This is a genomic window from Caballeronia insecticola (genome assembly GCF_000402035.1).
GTDB classification, from domain to species: domain Bacteria; phylum Pseudomonadota; class Gammaproteobacteria; order Burkholderiales; family Burkholderiaceae; genus Caballeronia; species Caballeronia insecticola.
Map to the genome: position 1 here is coordinate 678,800 of NC_021289.1, position 24,072 is coordinate 702,871.

A 24,072-nucleotide genomic window follows, 5' to 3' on the forward strand; every position below is an offset into this window, starting at 1 on the left:
CGCCGTCGGCCTTCAGCGCCGCCCCGCCGCCGCAAAATAATCGCCGACAAGCTTGCTTGCCGCTTCCCACAGAACCGGCGAGCCACGCGCGATCACCGGTCCATATCGTTCCAGCACTTGTTGCTGCGTCACGCCGTTCTCGGTCCACGTGCCGCCGTCCGACAACGTATTGATCAGCAGCGGCTGCAATCGATCCAGCACCTTGGCAAAGACGGCCTCGGGCGTTTCCGCCGCTTCGAATTCGCGCCAGAGTTCGAGCATTTGACGTCCCTGCTCTTCGGGCAAGAGTCCAAAGATGCGCTCGGCCGCGCGTTGTTCGGCTTCCTGGACCTGCGCGTCATTTGCACTCGCCGAATGGATCGGATGATCCCCGGCATCTATTTCGACGATATCGTGAACGAGCAGAAGTTGAACGACGCGAAGCGCGTCGACATCGTTCGCGTGCGTCGAAAGTACGAGCGCAAACATGCTCAGATGCCACGAGTGCTCGGCCGAGTTCTCCTTTCGGCTTTTGTTGATCAGCGGCGATTGCCGCAAGATCGACTTGAGCTTATCCAGCTCGACAAGGAACGCGAGTTGGCGTGCGATCTGATCGGAAGACGAATGAGTCATATCCTGCGTTCCTTTTCGGCTGAGACTTGACGCTGTAGAACGCCGGAAATTATATAAGCAAGCTCGACATCCGTTTGTCAGGCTTTTCTCTCATCGGCTATGGCTCGAAAGTGCGTTGTTGATCGCCTCGATGGCGTAAACGAAGCCCGCCGCGCTGCCTTCCTGCACGAGTTGCCGAAGCTGATCGACCGACGAAGGCTCGCGATTGCCTCTGCCATACGCGACGAGCGCGCGCGCACGGGCCACGACAAATGCCGAAAACGGCGACGGTTCGCGGCGAGCGTAATCTTCAAAGGCGGTGGCATGATGCGCGGCCGCGTCCCAGAGACTTCGGTCGAGGCACGCGTCGATGGCGTCGCGTCGAAAGAGAAAATGGTTGTGGCTGACCGCGCCTGCGACGAGCAAAGCCTCGCCTTCCGCAAGCGCCCGCTCGCAGACCGCTGCGTCGTCCGTGATGCGCGCAAGCGTGCCGAGATAGGCGGCGCCGAGATACGCCATGCCGGTTTCGCGGCTGATCGACAACGCCTCTTCGATATCGTCCAGCGCCGCGTCCCGTCGACCCTCGATGCGCTGCAATTCCGCGCGCAACGCGAGCGCCTCGCCTTCGAATCGTCTCGATTTGAGCTCGCGCGCGCACTGCAGCGCGGGCGCAACATGGTCCCATGCGCGATCCCACTGAGCGAGATCGTGCAGGCAATGCCAGGCAGCGTGATGCGCGACGGCGAGCGCCCGGAGATGTCCCACCTTCTCCGCTGCGGCGACGCTGGGGAGTGCGGCATCGAGCCCTGCCTTCGGCGTGCCCGCGAACCACGCGGTGATGGCGCGCATCGGCAGGTTGGCCACTTCGATCCGTCCGAAGCCATGACGCTGGCAGAGCGCGATGCAGCGGCTGAACGCATCGTGCGCGCTGATCATGCGCCCGCGCATGTACTCCGCGTCGCCGAGCCCGCCGAGCGCGGCCGCTTCCTGCTCGGGATCGTGCACGTCGCGGGCAAGCGCAAGGCTGCGTGCATGTTCGCGCACGCAACCCTCGATATCGCCGCGCGGAAAACACAGATTGCCGCGCAGGAAATGGATGCGCGCTTCTTCGCCTGCGAGGCTCTGGCCCTCGGCATCGGAAGCGGCGGTAGCAGCCGACGCGGCGGAAGCGGCGCAAGCGAGATCGGCCCATGCACCGTCCAGATCGTCGATGACCCGCTTCACCGTCGCGCGCCCGATCCACGCGCGGCAACGTTGCGCGTCTGTCGTGGCCGCCGCGAGCGCCGTCTCGTATGCCGCGAGCGCCGATGTCATGTCGCCGACGTCGTGCAGCAGATTGCCGCGCAGACACTCCAGCTCCACGCGCTCGCCATCCGTATCGACAGCGGCATCGGCGAGTTCGAGCCCTCGTCCGACAAGCCGCAGCGCCGATTCATAACGGTACAGCGACGCTTGCGCGCGCGCCGCATCGCGGTAAGCGAGCGCGGCTTCGCGGTCCTCCGCCCGATCGAGATGTTCGGCGTGCAAGACGGGATCACGCGTGCCGTACCACTGCGCCGCGCGACGATGCAATTCCCGGCGGCGGGTCTTGAGCAGCCCGTCATAGACGGCGTCGCGAATGAGTGCGTGGTGAAAGATGAACCCGGCGCCCTGACGTCGCAACAGAAGCGCCATGACGAGCGGTTCGAGCGCCGCGCCGTCGACGAGCGTGTCGAGCGCCTCCTGCTCGAAGCGTTGACCGAGCACCGAGGCCGCCTGCAGCGTGCGTTTGTCCGCGGGATCGAGTCGATCCAGCCGCGCCTGCACGAGACTGCGCACCGAACCCGGCACGCCCGTGCCCGCGCTTTCTTCCGCGTGGTTGAGCAGTTGTTCGAGAAACAGCGGGTTTCCCGCCGCCCGTGCGATGCAGCGAGCGGCCAGTTCCGTGTGCGCGCCGGGAAACGATCCCGCCAGAATATGCGCGTCGCCGTCGCTCATGGGGCCGAGATCGATGAGCGAATACTGCACGCCGTGGGCCGCACGCCACGATTTCTCAAACGCATCGCCCGAGTGTCGCGCGGTCAGCACGAGCACGGCCGGGCACGTTTTAGCGGTCACGGATAGCTGGGCGAGTTCGCGTAGCGTGGGACCGTCCGACCAGTGAATATCTTCGATGCAGAGCAGCCGCGCGCGGCGGCGGCTCGCGTGCCGGACGAGGCGCGCCACGGCATGTTGACGGCCGCGCGCACGCATCGCAGGATCCATGGCCTCGTAGAGCGTGCGGTCGTCGAGCGTCATCGGCATGTCGAGCAGTTCTGCGAGAAAGAGCGCGTCTCCGGCGTCGATCAGTCCTGTCGCGATCGCCTGATCGACGGCGTTCGCTTCGGTTGCGTTGTCGAGCGCGAGCAGGCCTCGAACGAGCGATTGAATCGCGCCTTGCGCGGTCGTCGCCCCGAAATCGACCACGAAGCCGCCATGACACGCGAATCCCGACTCCCCTGCCTCACGCTGGAATTCCTCGATGAGCCGTGTTTTGCCGATCCCGGCTTCACCGCGGAGCAGCACCGTGTGTCCGGCGCCGGTCTCGCGGCAAGATTGGAGCATGGCTCGAAATTGCCGCAGCTCTTGAGCGCAGCCGACGAACGGTCGTTCCCGTGTCGCCCGCCGAAAGCCGCCGACGCACCACGCCGTCACGCGGTCCGCGAAGCCCTTGACGACGAGCGCATCGCGCTGGACGCAATCGAGCCGGTCGGACAAGGGGCGCCATATGGATTCCGATATCAGGATTTCGCCCGGAGCGGCTGCGTCGGTGAGACGCGAGGCGAGGTTCACGGTGTCGCCTGTGACGGTGTACGCCCGGTGCTCCGCGCTGCCCGTGCCGCTTGCAACGACCTCGCCGCCGGCTATGCCGATATGCGCGAGAACCGGACGCGCAAGGGCGCGTGAGAGGCCGTGCATCGCGTCGCGGATCGCGAGCGCCGCGCGCACGGCACGCTCGACGTCGTTTCCTTGCGAGACGGGCGCGCCGAAGATCGCCATGACGGCATCGCCGAGATGCTTGTCGACGTGTCCGCCATGTTGCGCGATGATCGGATCGATCGTCTCGAAGTATCGTTCGAGCACCGCGAGCACTTCTTCCGGGTCGGCCTGGCGGCTCATCTCCGTGAAGCCGCACAGGTCCGCGAAAAGCACGGCGACCTGGCGTCGCTCGCCTTGCGGCTCGCCGGGACTCACGCTCGCGTTTCGGGTCCGCAGCTCGGCCAGCGCATCGAGCAGCTTACGACGATGGCCCACCGATGCAATACCGAGTTCCTTCAGATCGTCGGCAGTGAGACTGCACAGCACGTCGGCGTCGATGGCGTTTTCGCGAAACACCGGCTCATAGCGTTGCATTCCGAGGCTGCGCAGCCACGCGGCGACGTCCACGATCTCTCCCGGGCGGAAGGTCTCCTATCCGCTTGAAAGATAGCATGAGGCGGGCGGCGTGGAGCGTGTCGTGCGTGTCGTACGCGTCGTACGATTTGCGGGCTTAGAACGCGAAACGCTCGACTTAACAAAGCCCTCACATATTCGAATAATTCGGCCCGCCTCCGCCCTCCGGCGTGGTCCATACGATGTTCTGCATCGGGTCTTTAATATCGCATGTCTTGCAATGCAAGCAGTTCTGCGCGTTGATCACGAGGCGTTCGCTGCCGTCGTCGTTCTTCATGAACTCATACACGCCGGCCGGACAATAACGCGACTCAGGCCCCGCATAAAGCTGCCGGTTCACGTTCATCGGCACGGTCGAATCGATCAACGTCAGATGCGCGGGCTGGTTCTCTTCATGATTCGTGTTCGATATGAACACGGACGACAATCGATCGAACGTCAGCTTGCCATCCGGCTTAGCGTATTCGATCGGCTTGCACTGCGAAGCCGGCCTGAGCATCTCGTGATCCGAATGCCGGTGATGCAGCGTCCACGGCACATTGCCCCGCAGCAGTTTCTGCTCGATGCCGACCATCAGCGTGCCGACGACGAGGCCCTTGCTCATCCACTGCTTGAAGTTGCGCGCGCGGTACAGCTCGTCATGCAGCCACGACGTCCTGAAGCTCTCCGGATACGCGGTGAGTTCGTCGGCCACGCGCCCGGCCTGCAATGCGTCGAACGCGGCTTGCGCGGCGAGCATGCCGGTCTTGATCGCCGCGTGCGAACCCTTGATGCGCGATGCGTTCAAAAAGCCCGCGTTGTCACCGACCAGCGCGCCGCCGGGAAAAACCAGCTTCGGCAGCGACATCAGGCCGCCCGCCGTGATGGCCCGCGCGCCATACGACAGGCGTTTGCCGCCCGCAAGCATCGCGCGGATCGCCGGATGCGTCTTGTAGCGCTGGAACTCGTCGAACGGCGACAAGTAAGGATTCGTATAGCCCAGCCCGACCACGAAGCCCACCACGACCTGGTTCTGATCCATGTGATAGAGGAACGAGCCGCCGTATGTGTCGTTGTCGAGCGGCCAGCCCGCGGTGTGTATCACCAGCCCCGGTTCGTGCATGGCCGGATCGATCTCCCACACTTCCTTGATGCCGATACCGTAGACCTGCGGATCGACACCATCGCGCAACTTGAACCGCTCATTCAGGCGACGGCCCAGGTGCCCGCGCGCGCCTTCGCAGAACAACGTGTATTTCGCGTGCAGTTCCATGCCCGCCTCAAAATTCTCGCTTGGCCGACCGTCCTTGCCGACGCCCAAGTTGCCGGTCGCGACGCCCTTCACCGAACCGTCGTCGTTGTACAGCACTTCGGCGGCCGGAAAGCCCGCAAAGATTTCGACGCCCAGCGCCTCGGCCTGCTGCCCCAACCACCGCGTGACCTGCGCAAGACTGACCACGTAGTTGCCGTGGTTCCTGAAGTTGTCCGGAAGCGCCCACGTCGGCACGCGCTTCGAGGACGTTTCGCTCAGGAACAGGAACCGGTCTTCGGTCACGGCCACCGTGAGCGGCGCGCCCTTCTCCTTCCAGTCCGGAATCAGTTCGGTGAGCGCGCGCGGGTCCATCACCGCGCCGGACAAAATATGCGCGCCGATCTCCGAGCCCTTTTCCAGCACGCAAACGCTCAGTTCGACGTCGCGTTCCGCTGCCAGTTGCTTCAGACGGATCGCCGCGGACAGGCCGGCCGGGCCGCCACCGACGATCACGACGTCGTACTGCATCGACTCGCGCTCGATTGCGATCTCATCGTGATGAATATTCGTGTTTGACACGGCGCTGGTCTCCAATAACTTTTGAATAGATGACGTTCAACCCATCGATGCAATCGCGCCCGGCTCGCCGCAGGGAACCGGCATGCGCGCCGGGTTCATCGTCGGCCGCTCGGCTTGCGGAGGGAACACGGACCACGATCCGTCGTCGTGGCGGAAGAAGAACATCGACAGTTCGCCGCTCGCTCGATACGACGCCACGCGCACATAGCGCCACCGGCTTGCCCGCGAGTGACTGAACAGCGTCACGCGTGCCCGCATGTCCGACGCGGGCCCGAGCCACTTCTCGACAAGACGGCGCAACGACGTTTCCCGGATATTCACTGCCTCTCCTCTCGTTCAGGCTGATACGGTTGCGAACCGGCGACTATCGTCGGCGGATTTCGGACCCGGCTGAACTGCCATCGCCCCGATACTCGATGTCGTCACGGTAAGGCAATGCACTCGCCGAACCACCACTCCGCGCGGGTAGAACGCGCATTGCGAGCACGCCGGCAGCAAAGGCCACATGGCTCGCAATGGCCGAAAACAAGGTTTTCCCTAACCTACCTGTTCCGGGTGGTGGCCCGCCCTCCCGTACCACTTACCGTGGCGCTACAAAGTCCGGTTCACCGGCAAAGACAGGAACGTCACACCGTGAACGGGACGACAGGAGACAGCCCATGACCGCTTCACCCGATTTCCAGGCGAAGTCCGCCTGGACGATGACCCTTCTGCTGACCGGGCTCGCCCTCATCAATTTCCTGGACAAGATCGTGCTCGGTCTCGTCGCGGTGCCATTGACCGCCGAACTGAAGCTGTCGCCGGAAAAGTTCGGCGTCGTCGCCGGCAGCTTCTTCTGGTTGTTTTCTCTTTCGACGGTCCTCGTCGGCTTTCTCTCGAACCGCTTTCAGACGCGCTGGCTGCTGCTTGCGATGGGCCTGAGCTGGGCCGTGCTCCAGTTGCCGCAGGCCTGGGCGACGAGCGCACTCGGGCTGCTCGTCTGCCGCGTCATTCTGGGCGCCGCCGAAGGGCCCGCGTTTCCCGTCTCCGTGCATGCGCTCTACAAGTGGTTTCCCGACCGCAAGCGCAATCTGCCCGTGGCCATCATCAATCAGGGCGCGGCGTGCGGCATGCTGCTCGCCGGGCTGCTGATTCCGCTCGTCACGCGAGAGTGGGGATGGCGCATGAACTTCTTTCTGCTCGGTGCGATCGGCGCGGTGTGGAGCGTGCTGTGGGCGTGCTTCGGACGCGAAGGAACGCTCGGCGCACGGCAGGCCGCACCGGTCGCGAACCTCCAGACGCCGCGCTTGCCCTACCGAAAAATCCTCACCGACCGTTCGGTCCTCTCGGTCTTCGCGCTCGGCTTCACGGCTTACTGGACGCTGGGCCTTAGCCTGACGTGGATACCCATGTACTTCGAAAAAGGACTCGGCTTCAGCGGCGTGGACGCGGGTCGCTGCTTCGCGGTCGTGGTCGCGACCACGACGCCGGTCAACGTCGGTCTGAGCTGGCTGTCGCAGTTGATGCTCGGACGCGGCGTGAGCACACGCAGGGCGCGGGTTCATCTGCTGTGTGTGTCGGCGGTGGGCGGGGCGTTGGCGTTCATCGCGCTGATGCTGCTCCAGATGCCGCCGTTGCAAAAAGTGGCGCTACTGGCGATTGCATGCGCGCTGCCGACGTTGAGCTTCTCGCTGGCTCCCGCGCTGCTCGCTCAAATGGTCCCGGACAGCCAGCGCGGAGCGCTCGTCGCTATTCACACGGCGCTCGCCAGTCTCGGCGCCGCGTTCGCGCCCGCCGTGATGGGCCGGATCGTTCAGGTCTACGGCAGCAGCAACAGCCATGCATATGAACTCGGCTTCACCGTCAGTGCGGTGCTGCTGATCGTGGCCGCACTCGCCGCGCTGCGGTGGCTTCATCCGGATCGTTCCCACCGCGCGCTCAATCAATTTCAGACGCGCGCCGCAGCCTGATGGCTTGATGACCCGATGACCCGCGACGGATGCGGCACTAACGAGCCGTGACCGCCGCGCTTACGCCCACCCCTTCCAATGAACAGAAGCCCAATGACCCGAACTGGCAACAACGCCCGCAACACAAGGATCGCAGCGGAGTACGACTACATCGTCGTGGGTGCGGGATCGGCCGGCTGCGCGCTGGCCGCCAGGCTCGCCGAGGACGCATCGGTCACGGTCGCGCTGCTCGAAGCAGGACCGCACGACCACCACATGAGCGTGTGGATGCCGATCGGTCTTGCATCGACCGTGCAGAAGCCCGGCCCGCGCAACTACGCCTATTACACGGAACGCCAGAGCGGTCTCGACGGACGCCCCTCTTTTCAGCCGCGCGGACGCGGACTGGGCGGCAGTTCATCGATCAACGGCATGGTCTACATTCGCGGACATCGCAACGACTATGACGACTGGGCCAGGCTCGGCTGCACCGGCTGGAGCTATGACGACGTGCTGCCCTACTTCCGCCGCAGCGAATGCAATCAGCGTCATACCGGACGCAGCGACGACCCCTGGCACGGCGGCGACGGCCCGCTGCACGTGAGCGACTTGCGCACGCCGAACCCGTTCTCCCATCGTTTTGTGAACGCGGCGCTGCAAGCGGGTCTGCCGTTGAACACCGACTTCAACGGCGAAGAGCAGGAAGGCGCGGGGCTCTACCAGGTCACGCAATATAACGGCGAGCGCTGGAATGCCGCGCGCGCCTATCTGCATGGCGGCAACGCAAAAGACGCGGACCTGAACGGCGGCCGCGCCAATCTGGCCGTGCTCCCGGACACGCAGGTATTGCGCGTGATCATCGAGGACAAACGGGCGCGCGGCGTCAGCATCGTGCGGGCGGGTGCCGCGCAAACCCTGCGGGCGCGACGCGAAGTCGTGCTCAGTTGCGGCGCGTTCAACTCGCCGCAACTGCTGATGGCGTCAGGCATTGGCCCAGGCGAACATCTGCGCAGCCACGGTATCGACGTCGTGCAGGATCTGCGCGGAGTCGGCGAGAACTTGCAGGATCACCTCGACGTGATCGTCAACAAGCAGGTCAAGTCGAACGATCTCTTCGGCTATTCGGCCGGCGGCTTCCTTCGCCTGGCCTCCGCGATGTTGCGTTACCGGCGTCACCGCACAGGCATGGTCAGCTCTAACTTTGCGGAAGCGGGCGCGTTCGTGAAGAGTCGTCCCGATCTGGCGATTCCGGACCTCCAGCTGGCTTTCGTTCTCGCGCTGCTGGGCAACCAGAGCGTGGCGAAACGCCGCGCGCTCGGGCACGGCTATTCCTGTCACGCTTATATCCTGCGTCCGCAGAGCCGCGGTCACGTGCGTCTGCGCAGCGCGGACATGCGCGATGCGCCGTCGATCGATCCGCGCTTTCTGTCGGCGGAGTCGGATATGGACGCGCTGGTCTCGGGCGTCCGGATCGTGCGGCGAATCTTTGCGCAGCCCGCGCTCGCCGAAGCAGGCGGAAAGGAATTGCTCACCGACGATTTCGGACCGGACGATTCGAACGAGGACGCCATCCGCGCATTCGTGCGCTCGCGTGCCGACAGCGTTTTTCATCCGGTCGGCACCTGCAAGATGGGGATCGACGACATGGCCGTGGTCGATCCGAGCCTGCGCGTCCACGGCATCGAGGGCCTGCGCGTGGCGGACGCATCGATCATGCCGACGCTGATCGGCGGCAACACCAACGCGCCTGCCATCATGATCGGCGAGAAAGCCGCCGACCTGATGCGCGTCGCGAATCGTTAGCCCGTTCATTTGCACGCCGAACCGCCCCGCCGACGGCGATGCTCGAAGAAAAACCCCGGCGCACGCGAGACGTGTGCGCCGGCCCGGACACATGGAGAAATGACATGCAAGCAACAATGATCGCCCCCGATTCAAACGTGATGCAGCCGCATTCCGACGCGTGGCCATTCGCCGTCGAGCGTCAGACGCCGACGATCGGTGCGGAGATTGGCGGCATCGACCTGCGCGATCCTCTGGATGACGAAACTTACGCCGCGCTGCGTCGCGCCTTGCTGAAGTACAAGGTGCTGTTCTTCCGCGATCAGGACATCAGTCCGGCGCAGCATGTCGCGCTTGCCAGGCGGTTCGGCGAGCTGGAGATTCACCCTGCGTTTCCGCATCATCCCGAGCATCCGGAACTTGTGATCCTCGGTCGCAACGACACGAAACGCGGCCGCGAAAACCTGTACCACTCGGACGTATCGTGGCGCGAAATTCCGTCGATGGGCTCCATGCTGCGATGCGTGCACTGCCCGGAAGTCGGCGGCGACACCATCTGGATCAACATGGCGGCGGCCTACGACGCCCTGCCCGGCGACGTGAAAGCGCGTATCGACGGCCTCAATGCCGTCCACGACTTTTTGCCGCTCTTCGGCATTGCCGTCCCGGAAGACCAGCATGCCGCGATGCGCGCGAAGTACCCGCCCGTCGAACATCCGGTCGTGCGCGTGCACCCCGAAACCGGCGAGAAGATTCTCTTCGTCAACGAGGCGTTCACGACGCATCTTTCGAACTATGGCCGTCTGACCGCGCAGGAATATCGCATCGGCTTCGACTACAAGCTTGCCGAAATGGAACTGCTGCAGTACCTGTTCCGTCAGGCGCAGGCGCCGGAATATCAGGTTCGCCTCAAGTGGCGTCCGAATACGATCGCGTTCTGGGACAACCGCGCGTGCCAGCACTACGCAGTGCAGGACTACTATCCGGCGCCGCGTCACATGATGCGGGCGACGGTGATCGGCGATCGCCCGGTCGCGGGTTGAGTTCGACGCACCGCGACAGCTTCCGAGGATACGAATGAAAACACTGAACACCTTCTACATCGCCGGCCAATGGGTCGCGCCGTCCGCGGGCGGCTCGCATATGGACATCGTCGATCCGGCCACCGAGACGCTGACCGGACAACTGTCGATGGGCACCGCGCGCGACGCGGATCGTGCCGTCGCCGCCGCGCGGGCCGCCTTTCCGGCGTGGTCGGAATCGAGCCGCGCAACGCGGATCGAACTGCTCGAACGCATCATCGAATGCTATCGCGCACGGCTCGACGACATTGCCGAAGCGGTGCGCATGGAGATCGGCGCGCCCATCACGCTGTGCAAGCATCTTCAGGCCGCGATCGGACTCGCGCAGCTTCAGGCCGCCGTGGAAACGCTGCGCCACTTCGAGTTCGAAACCGATCATGGCAAGAGCACTGTGCGGCGCGAGGCGGTGGGCGTCGCGGCATTGATCACGCCGTGGAACTGGCCGCTGAATCAGATCGCGGCGAAGGTCGCGCCGGCGCTGGCCGCAGGTTGCACGGTCGTGTTGAAGCCTTCCGAGATCGCGCCGCTGGACGCCGTCATCTTCGCGGAAATCATGCACGAAGCAGGCACGCCGCCCGGCGTGTTCAACATGATCTTCGGCGACGGGCGAGTGGTCGGCGCAAGGTTGTCGTCGCATCCCGATGTGGACATGGTGTCGATTACCGGATCGACGCGCGCCGGCGTCGAAGTGGCGATCAGCGCCGCGCCCACGGTCAAGCGCGTGGCGCAGGAACTCGGCGGCAAATCCCCGCTCCTGATTCTCGACGACGCCGACCTGAAAGCATCGGTGACGAGCGGCGTCGCGCAATGCATGGTCAACTCCGGCCAGACCTGTGTCGCACCGACGCGCATGCTGGTGCCGCGCGAACGCTACGACGAAGCCATCGCGATTGCGGCGGCGGTGGCCAATGGCATCGTCGTCGGCGACCCGGCGGACCCTGCCACGAAAATGGGTCCCATCTCGAATCGCGGCCAGTACGAGAAGGTGCAGCAGATGATCCGCATCGGCATGGAGGAAGGCGCGCGCGTGGTCGCGGGCGGTCCGGGCCGGCCCGAAGGACTGACGCGCGGCTTCTACGCGCGTCCCACCGTTTTCGCGGATGTCCGTAACGACATGAAGATCGCACGCGAGGAGATCTTCGGGCCGGTGCTCGTGCTGATTCCATACGACGACGAAGAACAGGCCATCGCGATAGCCAACGACACGCCGTATGGTCTCGCCGCCTATGTCGCCACGAGCGATGTCGCGCGCGCACGCCGCGTCGCTGCGCGTCTGCGTGCCGGGTCGGTGCGCATCAACGGTGCGATGCTGGACATCACGGTTCCGTTCGGCGGCTACAAGACGTCCGGCAACGGGCGCGAGTACGGTCGCGAAGGGCTGATGGAGTTTCTCGAGTGCAAATCGGTCACGGTTTGAGTCTCTAGAAAAAAGGCCTGCTCATCGACGATGAGCAGGCCCCGATGTCATTGCAGGTTTACAACGTCGACAACGTCAACGCATTCCTCACCGACGTCACGCCTTCGACGCCCTCCGCCGCCTGAGTCGCGAGCCCCATCTGCGCCTGTTCGGGCACCGTTCCTTCGAGCGTCACCGCGCCGCTGCGCACGCGCACCGTGATCGCGGTCGCCCTGAGCCCTTTCGTCTTGCTCAGTGCGCGGACCACGCTTTTCTGCAGCGCACGGTCGGCGGCTTTGGCAGCCTTGGCATCCGACGCATACGGCTGCGCCGGCACCGCCGACGCCTCCCCGCCTTGTGCGTATGCGCCGAGTGACGCAAGAACCATCAGCGCCCCGGCCGCCAGTCTGCAAACCGTCCGTTGATTCATCGATTCTTCCCCTTTGTCGTGTTGAAAATCAGAAACGATGCGTCATGCCGAGCGCAGCGAGAATCTGCTTCGAACCGCTCGCCACCGCCGTGACGCCGGGCCAGCTCATATTCGCGGTGCCGTTGTTCTTCAGATACCCGGCTCGCATATAGAGGCTCGTGCGTTTAGACAGACTATGATCGACGCCCACTTCGATACCGAGCGTGTTGTCGTGCACGCCGCGCACGTCCCGCTCGACGCCGGCGATCTCGATTACGTCTTCCGGCGTGGCCTGAATCGTCGCGCCCAGTTCCATGATGCTGGACGAGTGCACCAGCGAGGCAAGCGGCACCTGAACCGTTGGCGTGATGACGACCACCGCGCCCGGCGGCGTATCCTTCGGCCGGTTATACGAGTAATTGAACTGGAAGTTCACGATGCCCACACGGTAAGCCAGCGCGCCTGTGAAATGCTCCGTGCCCATCAGATCGAAGGTGGTCAGCAAGCCCGGCGCGCTTGCCACGAGCGGCGCCGTTTCCTGCGCGCCGTGCTGATACTGATAGCCGAGGCCCGCGTAGAAGCCATAACCCGAGTAGTTCGCCGCCAGGTCGAGCATCGCGCCGGAACGAACCGGCACGGGTTGCGTCACGGTGGCTGGCAGCGCGTACATGGCGAAGAGATGCACGCCCTTCAGATCAGGCGACTGGTACACGATCGAGTTACTGGTCCGCCCGGACACATATTGCGTAGCGAGCGTGGAGCGATCCGTCGCGCTCGCGAGGTCGGCTGCCGCCAGCGGCGACATCACTTCATTGCCGCGGAAAGGATCGGTGAAATACACGGCCCAGAAGCTCGGCTGATACTGACGTCCGAACGTGAGCGATCCATAGGTATCGTGCTTGATTCCCACCCACGACTGGCGGTAGAACATCGCCGTCGAGTCGGCAAAGAACGCGCCGTTATTGATGTTGTAGCCGTTCTCGACATCGAATACCGCCTTGAGCCCGTTGCCGAGATCTTCGGTGCCCTTCAGGCCGAACAGCGAGCCGGTGGACCCGCCGCTTCGTACGGAATACGAGTGCGTTCCTCCGTTACTCAGGTACTGAACGAACGTGTCCGCTACGCCGTACAGCGTCACGCTCGACTGCGCCGCCGCTCCCCCGGCAGCCAATATCAACGTAGCCCCACAGACACCGCGACTGATCAAACGCATGCATGTCTCCCCTTTTTTGATTGCCGTATCCGACGGGCGCGGGTCAAGTCAACTCATGCCGATGCCGGCCGTGACGACGCGCGGTCAATAGCCGTGCGGGTCGTCGCGGGCCATATTGCAGGGAGGTCCATGCGGATCACCTACCCCAACGGAGGGGGAACGGGAATACCCCGAGCGTGCAATCGACAGCCGCGCGCATCACGCCCCCCGGCACAGGGGGCTACGGGCGTTCGTCGTTCGACTAGGCTCGATGGTGTCGATCATGTGTTGATCACTTGCCGGCACTCGAGCGCACTCGAAGCGCGGATGCGCCTCGCTTCGAGAGATGCCATTCGTCACCGATGAAGCGGCGAATCTCGAGACCATCGCCACCGAAAGATTGCCTTCCGAAAGCGAGAAACCTATGCCAGTCATCTCATCGAATCCTTCGGCGCGCAGGCTCATCCATACGCGTCATATCGAATGCATGGGCTTCGAACGAAGCGACGGTCTGTTCGACATCGAAGGCCGCATGCGCGACACGAAGGCCGCCGACGCCGACCTGCTCTTCAAGACCGTGCCCGCCGGAATGCCGATTCACGACATGCGCATCGTGGTCACGATCGATGCGAAGCTCGTGATCCGGCAAATCGTCGCGCACACCGACGCTTCGCCGAGCCGCTTCTGCACGGAAATCAATCACGCGTATCGCAGCCTCGAAGGGCTGAGTATCGGCGCGGGCTTCATGAAGGAGGTCAGGAGCCGCTTGAGCGGGTCGAAAGGCTGCACGCATCTGACCGAGTTGCTCGGTCCCATCGCGACAACGGCCTTCCAGACCTTGATCGGCATGCGCCGCGCGGTCGCCCCGCCGAACGGCGCCGATGAAGGAGAACGCGCCGTTCAGGCCCATCCGATGATCGACACCTGCCACGCCTGGCGCGCGGGCGGCGAGGTCGTGAAATTCGTGCTGCAGAGCAAACAGGAACCGACGCGAGACAAGACACACGCGACGGACGCGGCCCCCTTGCCGGAGCGCTCCTGATCCGGGAAGTCACTCCCCTGCGGACCGGAAAGCGCGACCTGCGCTGCGCTACAATGTGCCGATCATTATTTCGTCCTTCGGCCCTCGCCCTCGTTGCGCGAAGCCGAAGCGCGCAAGGCGCAGGTCACGATGCCGCAGAATTCCCCTCCCGCGGACGCACGCCAGCCTCATCGCGGCGCCGCGGAGTTCCGAGCTGATCCGCGCTTGATTCCGCCACGCAATACCGCCCGTGTCGTCGCGCGCGAACGTCTGCTGGCCACGTTGCTCGACGCGCGGCGCAACCGTTGCGTCGTGCTCCAGGGCCCGGCGGGCTGCGGCAAGACGAGCCTGCTGATCGCGTGGCGCGAAGCATTGCTGTCGCTCGGTTTCGACATCGCCTGGCTCACGCTCGCGCCCGAAGACAACGAACTCACGCACTTCCTCGACTACCTCGTCGCGAGCCTCACTCAGGTCGATCCGGCGATATGCCACGAAGCCACGTTGCTCGGTGGCCGCGGCATGGACGACGAGGCGGTCGAGCGCACGATCATCGCCCTCGTGCGCGGTATCGCCGCACATTCGAACGATGTCGTGCTGGTGCTCGACGACCTGCACCACGTCTCCAACGCGCGCAATCACGAAGCATTGCAATGGCTGCTCGATTACGCGCCGGCCAATCTCCATCTCGTGCTGGTTTCGCGCGCCGCGCTGCCGCTCTCGCTCGGACGCCCGCGCGATCAGGGTCTGGTGCTGGAACTGGACATGCGCGATCTGCGCTTCACGGCCGCCGAATCCGAGGCGTTCCTCAAGGCTCAGCTGGGTGAGATCAGCCAGCGCGATGCGCGCCACTTGCACGAACAAACCGACGGCTGGGTGGCAGGGCTGCAACTCTTCGCCATGCGCCTGAAAGACAAGAAGCAGGCCGCGACGGACTCCGCCTCCGCCGATCCGCTCGCGAACGCTCAACGTCTCGATGCCCGCGGTTTCGCGGCGTATTTCGAGCGCGAAGTGCTGTCGCGCCTTGCGCCTTCGGAAGTGGAATTGCTGGTCCGGATGGCGAGTTGCGCCCGCGTGTGCGCACCGCTGTGCATCGCCCTGACCGGCGACGCGCAGTCTCCCGCCGAAGTGCGCGCGCTGCTGACGCGACTCGAGAGCGACAACCTGTTCATCGCGCCTGTCGCGCCTATCGAGAGTCCGGGCAGCGAGACGTGGTATCGGCTGAATCCGCTCTTTCGCGAGACCTTGCTCGAACGCTTTCACGAACGCAGCGAACTGCATCGGCGCGAGGTGCATCGGGCCGCGTGGATCTGGTTTCGCGATCACGATCAGCACGACGATGCCGTGCGGCACGCGCTGCTCGCCGGCGAATCGGCGGCGGCGGCCGACCTCGTGCTGCGCGTCGCGCGCGCGATGCAGATCAGGGGCGATCTGCGCAAACTGGTCGGGCTGATACGCCTGCTGCCGCTTGCCGAAGTGCAGACGCGCATCGGACTGCGGCTGTGGATGGTGCACCTGCAACTGTATGCGCGCGAATTTGACGCCTGCGCCGCGGCCATCGAACGTTTGCAAGCCGACATCCCGGACAGCGACACGCATTCGCGCTATCGCCTCGTTCTGTTGCGGGCGGCGCTTGCGCTTCAGCGCGACGAAACCGACGAAGCCATGGCCGTGTTGCCGCAGATGCTGGAGATTCCCGCGCACGCGGACAACCTCGCCGTGGGCGGTCGCAACAATTTGCTGTCATGGATCTACATGCGGCGCGGCGAATACGAAGAGGCGCGGCGCGTGCAGCGCGAGGCGCCGCCGCTGCTCGTGGAAGGCGTGCCGCTCGTGGGCACGTCGGCGGGCATGCTGAATGGCCGATGCATCGCCGGGTTCAGCTATGCGCTGGAGGGCAAATTTATCCAGGTGGAACGCATCAGCCGCGACGTGCTGTTCGAAGCCGATCAACTCGGCAGCGCCGCCGCCGAAGCCGCGTGTTTTGCGGCGGCCCTGCTCGGCGAAGTGCTGTACGAGTTCAACGAACTGGACGCGGCGCGCAAGCTGCTGGAAGACCGCGTCGACGTGCTCGAACGCGTCTCCATTCCGGATTCCGTGCTGCGGGTGTTGACGGTGCTGTCGGCGGTGCACGCGGCGGCGGGTCATCATCTCGACGCGTTCGCCTATCTCGAACGTCTCGAAGAGTACGCGATGCAAAACGGCTTGCATCGGCTCGTCGCTCATAGCGTGGCTGCGCAGATCAATCGTCATCTGCAAAACGGACAGTCCGATGCCGCCGAGGCAGGCCTTGCCCGCATCGACATGATCGCCGCACGCGTCGCGATGCCTCCCTCGCAAGCCGCGATGGGAACCGCCGCCGAAGTTCACGCGCTGGCGGAGAGCGCGCACATCAACCGGTGTATCGCTCATGAAAATTTCGACGGCGCCGCAAGCCGTCTTCGCGCGCTGATTCCGTTCTGCGAGGCGCGCGGCTGGCAACGGCATGTGGCGCACTTCCAGCTTCAGGCGGCTGTCGTCGATGCGCGCTGCGGACGAACCGACGCCGCCCGCAACGGCGTGCTTGCCGCGCTGCGCCGGGGCCATCGGCTCGGGCTCGTGCGCAGTCTGCTCGACGCCGATCCCGGCGCACTCGATCTCATCGACACCGTGGTGCAAGGCGAGGCGCACGACCCGGTTTTGTCGTTCTATGTGAGCCGGCTGCACGCGGCGCAAAAAGCGACAGCAGCCCTGCGCGAGCCGCCGGCGGCCAAACCCGGCAATCGCGGCGCGGCGGCCGTCGGCGCTGAAACCCTGAGCGAGCGCGAGGCGCGGGTGGTCGGCCTGCTCTCGCAAGCGTTGCCCAACAAGAAAATTGCCCGCACGCTCGGCATTTCGCCCGAGACCGTCAAGTGGCATCTGAAGAACATCTACGGCAAGCTCGGCGTATCGAGCCGCGATGAGGCCGTCGCCCGCGTGCGCGACCTCGAACTGGGCACGCCACCCATTACCGGCGACGAAGCCGTCTGACGCGCGGCCCGTCGGCATCTGCTTCGCGGCCGTGCTCCATCCGTTCCCGCTACCCGGCTCGGGTGGTTCGTGATCGGGCGCGAGCCACTATTCTGTGACTCAAGAGTTCGCGCGCAATCGTCAGCAGCGCGCAACTCATAAAACCAACGCCAGCGCGCACCATGACGCGCGCTGATGCTCAGGAGACAAGCGTAATGACGACGCTCATGGCTGATGAATCCACGGTAGCCCCTTATCGTCCTGTTCGCTTTCCGGAACGGCGTCCGACGGTCGAACGCCGCGCCGATGGCACGCTGGTGCTCCGGTCGTCGAGCCTGCCTCCCGACGTCGCGCAGAAGAGCTTCGCCGGTTTCATCCCCGAATGGGCCGAGCGTCGCGGCGACAGCCTCGCGTTCTGCCAGCGCGACGAAAACGGCGCGTGGCGCTCGCTCAGCTGGCGCGCGCTGTGGCTGCAAGTGCAGACGGTCGCGGCCAGCCTGCTCGACATGGGCCTCGGTCAGAAGCGGCCGCTGGTGCTGCTCTCGGGCAACTCCATCGAACAGGCCGTGTTGCTGCTGGCCGCCGAATATGTCGGCATTCCGACCGCACCGGTGTCGCCCGCCTACTCCACGCTGAGCAAAAATTTTGCGCGCCTGAAAGGCGTGCTCGAACTCGTGCCGCCTGCCGCGGTGTACGTGCAGGACTCGACGCAATTCGAACGCGCACTCGCCCTCACCGAACTGGCCGCGACGCCGGTCATCGCAGTGCGCAATATCCAGCCCCAACAACGCGCCTGGACCGACCTGCTCGCCACTGACCTGACGCCCGCGCGCATTGCCGCAGTCGCAACGGCACACGCGGCGATTCGCGAGAGCGACACCGCGCGCATCCTCTTTACATCGGGTTCGACGGGTACGCCGAAGGGCGTGCCGCTCTCCTACGGCAATTTCAAAGCGGTGGCCTCGTATTACGCCGACAACCTCGGCTGGCTGAGCGAATCGCAACCGGTATTTCTCGACTGGCTGCCGTGGCACCACGGCTTGGGCGGCGTGCTGAACATCGGGCGCTCGATCCAGTTCGGGGCGACTCATCATATCGACGACGGACGGCCGCTGCCCGGCATGATCGAGCGCACCGTGCGCAATTTGCGCGAAGTCTCGCCGACGATCTTCACCAGCGTGCCTTCCGCATGGGCCGTGCTGGCGGGCGAACTCGAACGGGACCCGGTGCTGGCGCGCAGCCTGTTTGCCAACGTGCAGTATTTCGGCTACGGCGGCGCCAGCTTGCCGACCGACGTATCGCGCCGCATCCAGCGCGCGGCCGTCGATACGGTCGGCGAACGCATCGTCTTCTCGACGGGTCTTGCTTGCACCGAGACGAGCGGCATGGGCACGTATTGCGGCTGGGCATCGGCGGATGTGGGCAACATCGGCGGCCCGGTGCCGGGCTCGGAAGTGAAGCTCCTGCCGCTCGCGGGCGGCGACGGGCGCTACGAAATCCGCATGCGCGGCGCCAACGTGTTTGCGGGCTATATCGGCAATCCGGCGCTCACGGCCGCCGCGTTCGACGACGAAGGCTTCTTCCGCCTGGGCGACGCGGTGCGTCTCGCGAATCCGGACGATCCGGGCCAGGGCCTGCTCTTCGCCGGCCGCGTGGTCGAGGACTTCAAGCTGATGAACGGCACATGGGTGCAGACCGGCGCGGTGCGCCTCGACCTGCTCGACCTCTGCGCGCCGCTCATTTCGGATGCCGTGATCTGCGGCCACGACCACGATTTTCTTGCCGCGCTCGCGTGGCCGAACGTGGCCGCATGCCGGCGCCTCGCGCCCGAACTCGCCGAACTCGACGCGGCCGCGCTCGCCGAGCATCCCGTCGTGGTCGCGGCGTTGCGCGAACGTCTCGCCGGGAATCAGGGCGGCGGTGCGAGCCGCACCATCGAACGTCTGATGCTGATGGCGGAGCCGCCTTCGATCGATGCCAATGAAATCGCCGAGAAAGGATACGTGAACCAGGCCGTGACTCGCGCGCGCCGGGCGCATCTCATCGAACAGCTTTACTGCACCGAACCCGCAGCACATATCGCCCGAGTGCGATAACGCCATTCACGAAAGTAATTCACGAAACTGAGCCGGTTCCCTTTTCAGGAATTTAGTTATGCAAATCACACGCACCGTCTTTCGTGACGACCATGAAATGCTGCGCACCACGGTGCGCCGCTTCCTGCAAAAGGAATGCGCGCCCAAACAGGCGGAATGGGACAAGGCCGGCCGCGTCGATCGCGAGACCTGGCTCAAGGCAGGCCGCGAAGGTCTGCTGTGTCTCACCTTGCCGACGGAATACGGCGGCGGCGGCGGCGACTTCGGCCACGCGGCGATCCTCAACGAGGAAACGAATCGCGCGGGCCTAAGCGGTCTCGGCTTCGGCGTGCACTCGGACATCATCGCGCCGTATATCGCGCGCATCGGCAACGAGGAGCAGAAGCAGCAATGGCTGCCGAAAGCGTGCTCCGGCGAATCCATTCTCGCGATCGGCATGACGGAGCCCGGCACCGGCAGCGATCTGAAGGCGATCCGCACCACCGCGTTGCGGGACGGCGACGAGTATGTGATCAACGGCAGCAAGACGTTCATCAGTAACGGCTTGAACGCCGACCTGATCGTGCTCGTCTGCAAGACCGATCCCAGCGCGGGCGCCAAGGGCGTCAGCCTGATCGTCGTCGAGGCGAACCGCGAGGGATTCCGCCGTGGCCGCAAGCTCGACAAAGTCGGCATGCATTCGCAGGACACGGCCGAGCTGTTCTTCGACAACGTCCGCGTGCCGGTGAGCAATCGGCTCGGCGAGGAAGGCAAGGGCTTCGCCTATCTGATGGGCGAGCTGCCGCAGGAGCGGCTTTCAATCGCCATCGGCGCGGCCGCGAAACTCGAAGCCTGCCTCGAACACACGATCGATTACGTGAAGGACCGCAGGGCCTTCAATCAGACCGTGTGGGACTTCCAGAACACGAAATTCAAGCTCGCCGACATCAAGGCACAGGCCACCGCCGTACGGCTGATGGTCGATCACTATCTCGCCGAGCATGTGCGCCGACGCCTGACGCTGGAAGAAGCGGCCATCGCCAAGCTGTTCGCGACGGAATCGCTCGGCAAGGCGCTCGACGACATGGTTCAACTGCACGGCGGCTACGGCTACATGCTGGAGTACCCGGTGGCCCGGGCCTTCGCCGATGCACGCGTCAACCGTATCTACGGCGGCACCAGCGAGGTCATGCGCGACCTCATCTCCCGCAAGCTGTAAATCGAACAATCCCAAGGAGCAGTGATATGACTCGTAACGTGTTCGTCGCCGGTGTCGGCATGATTCCGTTCAAGAAGCCCGGCACCAGCGATACCTACGACGTGATGGGCGCAGGCGCGGTGCGCGCGGCGCTCGCCGACGCAGGCATCGATTACGCGGATGTGCAGCAGGCCTACGCGGGCTATGTGTACGGAGACTCGACCTGCGGTCAGAAGGCGCTTTATCACGTCGGCATGACGGGCATTCCCGTCATCAACGTGAACAACAATTGCGCGACGGGCTCGTCGGCGTTGTTTCTCGCGCGGCAGGCGGTGCAAAGCGGCGTGGTCGATTGCGCGCTCGCGGTGGGCTTCGAATTCATGCAGCCGGGCGCGTTGTCGTCGAAATGGAGCGATCGTGCGCCGGCGCTCGAACGTGCGCTGAATCTCGTCAACGAACTGGTCGATCGCACCGATCTGCCGTCCGCGATCCGCCAGTTCAGCGGCGCGGGCCGCGCTCACATGGAAAAGTACGGCACGAAGCTCGAAACCTTCGCGAAGATTCGCGCGAAGGCGAGCCAGCACGCGGCGCGCAATCCGCTGGCCGTGTTCCGCACCGTGGTGAGCCCGGAAGAAGTGCTCGCCTCGCCGATGATCTGGGAAGGCGTGCTCACGCGCCTGATGGCGTGCCCGCCGACGTGCGGCGCTGCGGCGGCGATCGTGGTGTCGGAAGCATTCGCGCGCAAACACGGCCTGCGCACCGATGTGCTGATCGCCGGCCAGTCGCTGACCACGGACCGGCCCAGCACTTACGACAGCCGCGACATGATCCGCGTGGTCGGCTTCGACCTGACGCGCGAAGGCGCCGCACTCGCGTATGAGCAGGCGGGTGTCGGTCCGGAAGACATCGACGTGATCGAACTGCACGACTGCTTCGCGCAGAACGAACTGCTGACGTACGAAGGCCTCGGTCTGTGCGCGGAAGGCGAAGCCGAAAAGCTCGTCAACGATGGCGACAACACCTACGGCGGCAAGTGGGTGGTCAATCCGTCGGGCGGCTTGCTGTCGAAGGGACATCCGCTGGGCGCTACCGGTCTCGCGCAATGCTTCGAACTGACGCACCAGTTGCGCGGCACGGCGGAGCAACGTCAGGTCGAAGGCGCGAAGGTCGCGCTGGCGCACAACCTGGGGCTCGGCGGCGCGTGCGTGACCACCGTGTACAAGGCCGCCTGACGCCGCCGCTTTCAACGGAGTGTTCGACATGATCGATAAAAAGCACATCGGCAAAGTCATACCCGCGTTTCGCACGGTGGCCGAAACGGGCCGGCTGCGCTTTTTCGCGAAGGCGACCGGCGAGACCAATCCCATCTACTTCGACGAGTCCGCCGCGCGCGATGCAGGCCATCCCGGCCTGCCCTTGCCGCCTACGTTCCTGTTCTCGCTGGAACTGGAGCAGCCGGACAAACGCTGGCGCGACGAGATCGGCATTCAGGTCGCGCGCATCCTGCACGGCGAGCAGTCGTTCACGTATCACCGCATGGCCTATGCCGGCGACGTGCTGCTGTTCGAATGCCGCATCGCCGATATCTACGAGAAGAAAGGCGGCGCGCTCTCGTTCGTGGTGCGCGAGACCCGCGTGACCAACCAGCGGGGCGAGCACGTAGCCGATATGCGCAGCGTGCTGGTGCATCGCAACGGCTGAGGAGAACACCATGAAGACATTGTTCGACGACGTGAAGGTCGGCGACACGCTGCCGCCGCTGACGCTCGCGCCTATCGACCGCACGACGCTGGCGCTGTTCGCCGGCGCATCGGGCGATCACAACGCGGTTCATATCGACATCGATTTCGCGCGCCGCAGCGGCATGACCGACGTGTTCGCGCACGGCATGCTGTCGATGGCGTATCTCGCGCGTCTGCTGAACGGCTGGGTGGACCAGCGCCAGTTGCGGCAGTTCGGCGTGCGTTTCGTCGGCATCACGCATCTCGGCCACAGCATCACTTGCAGCGGCCGCGTGGTCGAGAAGTTCGAAGCCGATGGCGAACAGCGCGTGAAGGTGGAGATTCAGACGGCCAATCAATATGGCGAACCGCGCGTCCTGGGCGACGCCGTGATCGCCCTGTAAATGCATCAATCAAGGAGACAGGAAAATGGGCAAGCTTGACGGCAAGGTGGCACTCGTCACGGGTTCGGGTCGCGGCATTGGCCGTGCGATCGCCGAGAAACTGGCGAGCGAAGGCGCGCGCCTCGTCATCAACGATCTCGACGCCGAACCGGCGCACGAAACGGTCGAACTGCTGAAGAAGCGCGGCACGGAGGCGGTCGCCTGCGTGGGCAACGTGGGCGCGCCGGACTTCGCGGACCGCTTCATCAACACGGCGATGAGCGCGTACAAGGGTATCGATATCATCGTCAACAATGCGGGTTATACGTGGGACGACGTGATCCAGAAGATGACCGACGAGCAGTGGTACGCGATCATCGACTGCCATATGACCGCGCCGTTCCGCATTCTGCGCGCCGCGTATCCGCACGTGAAGGCGCTGCACGCCGCCGACAAGGAAGCGGGCCGCGACGTGTATCGCAAGATCGTCAATATCTCGTCGGTGTCGGCGCTCAACGGCAATGCCGGGCAGATGAACTACTCGTCGGCCAAGGCCGGTGTGATCGGCATGACGCGTGCGCTGTCGCGTGAATGGGGCCGCTTCAACGTGAACGTCAATTGCGTTGCGTTCGGTCTGATCCACACACGCATGACCACCGCCGATGCCAACGCGGGCGCGACCGTGAACATCGAAGGACGCGATATTCGCGTGGGGGTCAATCCGGACGCGCTCAAGATGCATGCGCAGCGCAATCCGCTCGGGCGCGGCGGCACGCCGGAGGAAGCGGCTGGTGGCGTCTATCTGTTTTGCTCGCCGGAGTCGAACTACATCACCGGGCAGACTATCGCGGTTGCGGGGAATTTGCAGTAGTAGTCGAGGGCGAGCTTCGGTTCGAACTTTTGCGTTGGCTGGCATGCGTCTAGGCGCTTGCCAGCTTTTTTATTTGGGGCCTGCGGCTTGGCATTTTTACTGCGACGAACACCGCGATCGTGACGACGAGATCGGCGATCTCGTCGTGCAACTTCATATACCGAATCCGCTACTCGGACAGATCGGGATTACGCGCGATGACGCAGCCAACGTTCGG

Annotated in this window: 18 protein-coding genes; 12 read left to right on the top strand and 6 right to left on the bottom strand. The window is 64.5% G+C overall.

Features of this window, described 5'->3' with window-relative positions; all coding sequences use genetic code 11:
- Positions 1 to 12 precede the first annotated feature (12 nt).
- The 4 genes from BRPE64_RS27740 to BRPE64_RS27755 form a co-directional block, all read right to left on the bottom strand.
- The gene (locus BRPE64_RS27740) at positions 13 to 612 is read right to left on the bottom strand and encodes an HD domain-containing protein (protein ID WP_016348297.1); all 600 of its coding nucleotides are present in this window, start codon (positions 610 to 612) and stop codon (positions 13 to 15) included.
- Positions 613 to 702: 90 nt separating this feature from the next.
- Positions 703 to 3,996 carry an adenylate/guanylate cyclase domain-containing protein gene (locus BRPE64_RS27745; protein ID WP_016348298.1) on the bottom strand — a complete coding sequence of 1,098 codons (3,294 nt, stop codon included), beginning with the start codon at positions 3,994 to 3,996 and terminating at the stop codon, positions 703 to 705.
- Between the two features lie 136 nt (positions 3,997 to 4,132).
- Positions 4,133 to 5,761 carry an electron transfer flavoprotein-ubiquinone oxidoreductase gene (locus tag BRPE64_RS27750; RefSeq protein WP_051180588.1) on the bottom strand — a complete coding sequence of 543 codons (1,629 nt, stop codon included), beginning with the start codon at positions 5,759 to 5,761 and terminating at the stop codon, positions 4,133 to 4,135.
- A gap of 87 nt (positions 5,762 to 5,848) precedes the next feature.
- Positions 5,849 to 6,133, bottom strand: coding sequence for a hypothetical protein (locus tag BRPE64_RS27755; protein WP_016348300.1), 285 nt, complete (start codon positions 6,131 to 6,133; stop codon positions 5,849 to 5,851).
- A 338-nt stretch (positions 6,134 to 6,471) separates the two neighbouring features.
- Here BRPE64_RS27755 and BRPE64_RS27760 point away from each other — a divergent pair, with 338 nt between their 5' ends.
- From BRPE64_RS27760 to BRPE64_RS27775, 4 genes are all read left to right on the top strand, one after another.
- Positions 6,472 to 7,761 (top strand): MFS transporter, encoded by a 1,290-nt coding sequence (locus BRPE64_RS27760; protein ID WP_016348301.1) that lies wholly within the window; start codon positions 6,472 to 6,474, stop codon positions 7,759 to 7,761.
- 93 nt (positions 7,762 to 7,854) lie between these two features.
- Entirely contained in the window at positions 7,855 to 9,543 is a 1,689-nt protein-coding gene (locus tag BRPE64_RS27765; protein ID WP_016348302.1) for a GMC family oxidoreductase, read from the top strand.
- Between the two features lie 104 nt (positions 9,544 to 9,647).
- Positions 9,648 to 10,565, top strand: a complete 918-nt coding sequence (locus tag BRPE64_RS27770; RefSeq protein ID WP_044043453.1) for a TauD/TfdA dioxygenase family protein — start codon at positions 9,648 to 9,650, stop codon at positions 10,563 to 10,565.
- Positions 10,566 to 10,599: 34 nt separating this feature from the next.
- Complete coding sequence (locus tag BRPE64_RS27775; RefSeq protein ID WP_016348304.1) at positions 10,600 to 12,021, top strand: aldehyde dehydrogenase family protein; 1,422 nt, start codon at positions 10,600 to 10,602, stop codon at positions 12,019 to 12,021.
- 58 nt (positions 12,022 to 12,079) lie between these two features.
- Here BRPE64_RS27775 and BRPE64_RS27780 read toward each other — a convergent pair whose 3' ends face one another.
- Both BRPE64_RS27780 and BRPE64_RS27785 read right to left on the bottom strand, forming a co-directional pair.
- Positions 12,080 to 12,430 (bottom strand): BON domain-containing protein, encoded by a 351-nt coding sequence (locus BRPE64_RS27780; RefSeq protein ID WP_044043455.1) that lies wholly within the window; start codon positions 12,428 to 12,430, stop codon positions 12,080 to 12,082.
- A gap of 28 nt (positions 12,431 to 12,458) precedes the next feature.
- Positions 12,459 to 13,622 (bottom strand): porin, encoded by a 1,164-nt coding sequence (locus BRPE64_RS27785; protein WP_044043457.1) that lies wholly within the window; start codon positions 13,620 to 13,622, stop codon positions 12,459 to 12,461.
- 403 nt (positions 13,623 to 14,025) lie between these two features.
- Between BRPE64_RS27785 and BRPE64_RS27790 the strand changes: the two genes are divergently transcribed.
- The 8 genes from BRPE64_RS27790 to BRPE64_RS27825 all read left to right on the top strand — a co-directional run bounded on the left by BRPE64_RS27790 (position 14,026) and on the right by BRPE64_RS27825 (position 23,855).
- Positions 14,026 to 14,643 carry a DUF2889 domain-containing protein gene (locus BRPE64_RS27790; RefSeq protein WP_044043781.1) on the top strand — a complete coding sequence of 206 codons (618 nt, stop codon included), beginning with the start codon at positions 14,026 to 14,028 and terminating at the stop codon, positions 14,641 to 14,643.
- Between the two features lie 129 nt (positions 14,644 to 14,772).
- On the top strand, positions 14,773 to 17,628 hold the full coding sequence (locus BRPE64_RS27795) for a LuxR C-terminal-related transcriptional regulator (protein ID WP_044043782.1): 2,856 nt from the start codon (positions 14,773 to 14,775) through the stop codon (positions 17,626 to 17,628).
- Positions 17,629 to 17,822: 194 nt separating this feature from the next.
- Positions 17,823 to 19,703 (top strand): feruloyl-CoA synthase, encoded by a 1,881-nt coding sequence (locus BRPE64_RS27800; RefSeq protein WP_016348311.1) that lies wholly within the window; start codon positions 17,823 to 17,825, stop codon positions 19,701 to 19,703.
- Positions 19,704 to 19,761: 58 nt separating this feature from the next.
- Positions 19,762 to 20,901 carry an acyl-CoA dehydrogenase family protein gene (locus tag BRPE64_RS27805; RefSeq protein WP_016348312.1) on the top strand — a complete coding sequence of 380 codons (1,140 nt, stop codon included), beginning with the start codon at positions 19,762 to 19,764 and terminating at the stop codon, positions 20,899 to 20,901.
- Positions 20,902 to 20,927: 26 nt separating this feature from the next.
- A complete protein-coding gene (locus tag BRPE64_RS27810; RefSeq protein WP_044043458.1) occupies positions 20,928 to 22,112 on the top strand; it encodes a lipid-transfer protein in 1,185 nt (394 codons plus the stop codon).
- 28 nt (positions 22,113 to 22,140) lie between these two features.
- Positions 22,141 to 22,581, top strand: coding sequence for a MaoC family dehydratase N-terminal domain-containing protein (locus tag BRPE64_RS27815; protein WP_044043784.1), 441 nt, complete (start codon positions 22,141 to 22,143; stop codon positions 22,579 to 22,581).
- A gap of 10 nt (positions 22,582 to 22,591) precedes the next feature.
- A complete protein-coding gene (locus BRPE64_RS27820) occupies positions 22,592 to 23,005 on the top strand; it encodes a MaoC family dehydratase (RefSeq protein WP_016348315.1) in 414 nt (137 codons plus the stop codon).
- A gap of 25 nt (positions 23,006 to 23,030) precedes the next feature.
- On the top strand, positions 23,031 to 23,855 hold the full coding sequence (locus tag BRPE64_RS27825; protein WP_016348316.1) for an SDR family NAD(P)-dependent oxidoreductase: 825 nt from the start codon (positions 23,031 to 23,033) through the stop codon (positions 23,853 to 23,855).
- Positions 23,856 to 24,072: the final 217 nt, after the last annotated feature.

Excerpts from the sequence above, each read along its gene's own strand:
- BRPE64_RS27760 (WP_016348301.1), top strand. The coding sequence starts at position 6,472 with ATGACCGCTTCACCCGATTTCCAGGCGAAGTCCGCCTGGACGATGACC.
- BRPE64_RS27740 (WP_016348297.1), bottom strand. The coding sequence starts at position 612 with ATGACTCATTCGTCTTCCGATCAGATCGCACGCCAACTCGCGTTCCTT.
- BRPE64_RS27825 (WP_016348316.1), top strand. The coding sequence starts at position 23,031 with ATGGGCAAGCTTGACGGCAAGGTGGCACTCGTCACGGGTTCGGGTCGC.
- BRPE64_RS27820 (WP_016348315.1), top strand. The coding sequence starts at position 22,592 with ATGAAGACATTGTTCGACGACGTGAAGGTCGGCGACACGCTGCCGCCG.
- BRPE64_RS27785 (WP_044043457.1), bottom strand. The coding sequence starts at position 13,622 with ATGCGTTTGATCAGTCGCGGTGTCTGTGGGGCTACGTTGATATTGGCT.
- BRPE64_RS27775 (WP_016348304.1), top strand. The coding sequence starts at position 10,600 with ATGAAAACACTGAACACCTTCTACATCGCCGGCCAATGGGTCGCGCCG.
- BRPE64_RS27815 (WP_044043784.1), top strand. The coding sequence starts at position 22,141 with ATGATCGATAAAAAGCACATCGGCAAAGTCATACCCGCGTTTCGCACG.
- BRPE64_RS27770 (WP_044043453.1), top strand. The coding sequence starts at position 9,648 with ATGCAAGCAACAATGATCGCCCCCGATTCAAACGTGATGCAGCCGCAT.
- BRPE64_RS27790 (WP_044043781.1), top strand. The coding sequence starts at position 14,026 with ATGCCAGTCATCTCATCGAATCCTTCGGCGCGCAGGCTCATCCATACG.
- BRPE64_RS27805 (WP_016348312.1), top strand. The coding sequence starts at position 19,762 with ATGCAAATCACACGCACCGTCTTTCGTGACGACCATGAAATGCTGCGC.
- BRPE64_RS27795 (WP_044043782.1), top strand. The coding sequence starts at position 14,773 with ATGCCGCAGAATTCCCCTCCCGCGGACGCACGCCAGCCTCATCGCGGC.
- BRPE64_RS27800 (WP_016348311.1), top strand. The coding sequence starts at position 17,823 with ATGACGACGCTCATGGCTGATGAATCCACGGTAGCCCCTTATCGTCCT.
- BRPE64_RS27780 (WP_044043455.1), bottom strand. The coding sequence starts at position 12,430 with ATGAATCAACGGACGGTTTGCAGACTGGCGGCCGGGGCGCTGATGGTT.
- BRPE64_RS27810 (WP_044043458.1), top strand. The coding sequence starts at position 20,928 with ATGACTCGTAACGTGTTCGTCGCCGGTGTCGGCATGATTCCGTTCAAG.
- BRPE64_RS27750 (WP_051180588.1), bottom strand. The coding sequence starts at position 5,761 with ATGCAGTACGACGTCGTGATCGTCGGTGGCGGCCCGGCCGGCCTGTCC.
- BRPE64_RS27765 (WP_016348302.1), top strand. The coding sequence starts at position 7,855 with ATGACCCGAACTGGCAACAACGCCCGCAACACAAGGATCGCAGCGGAG.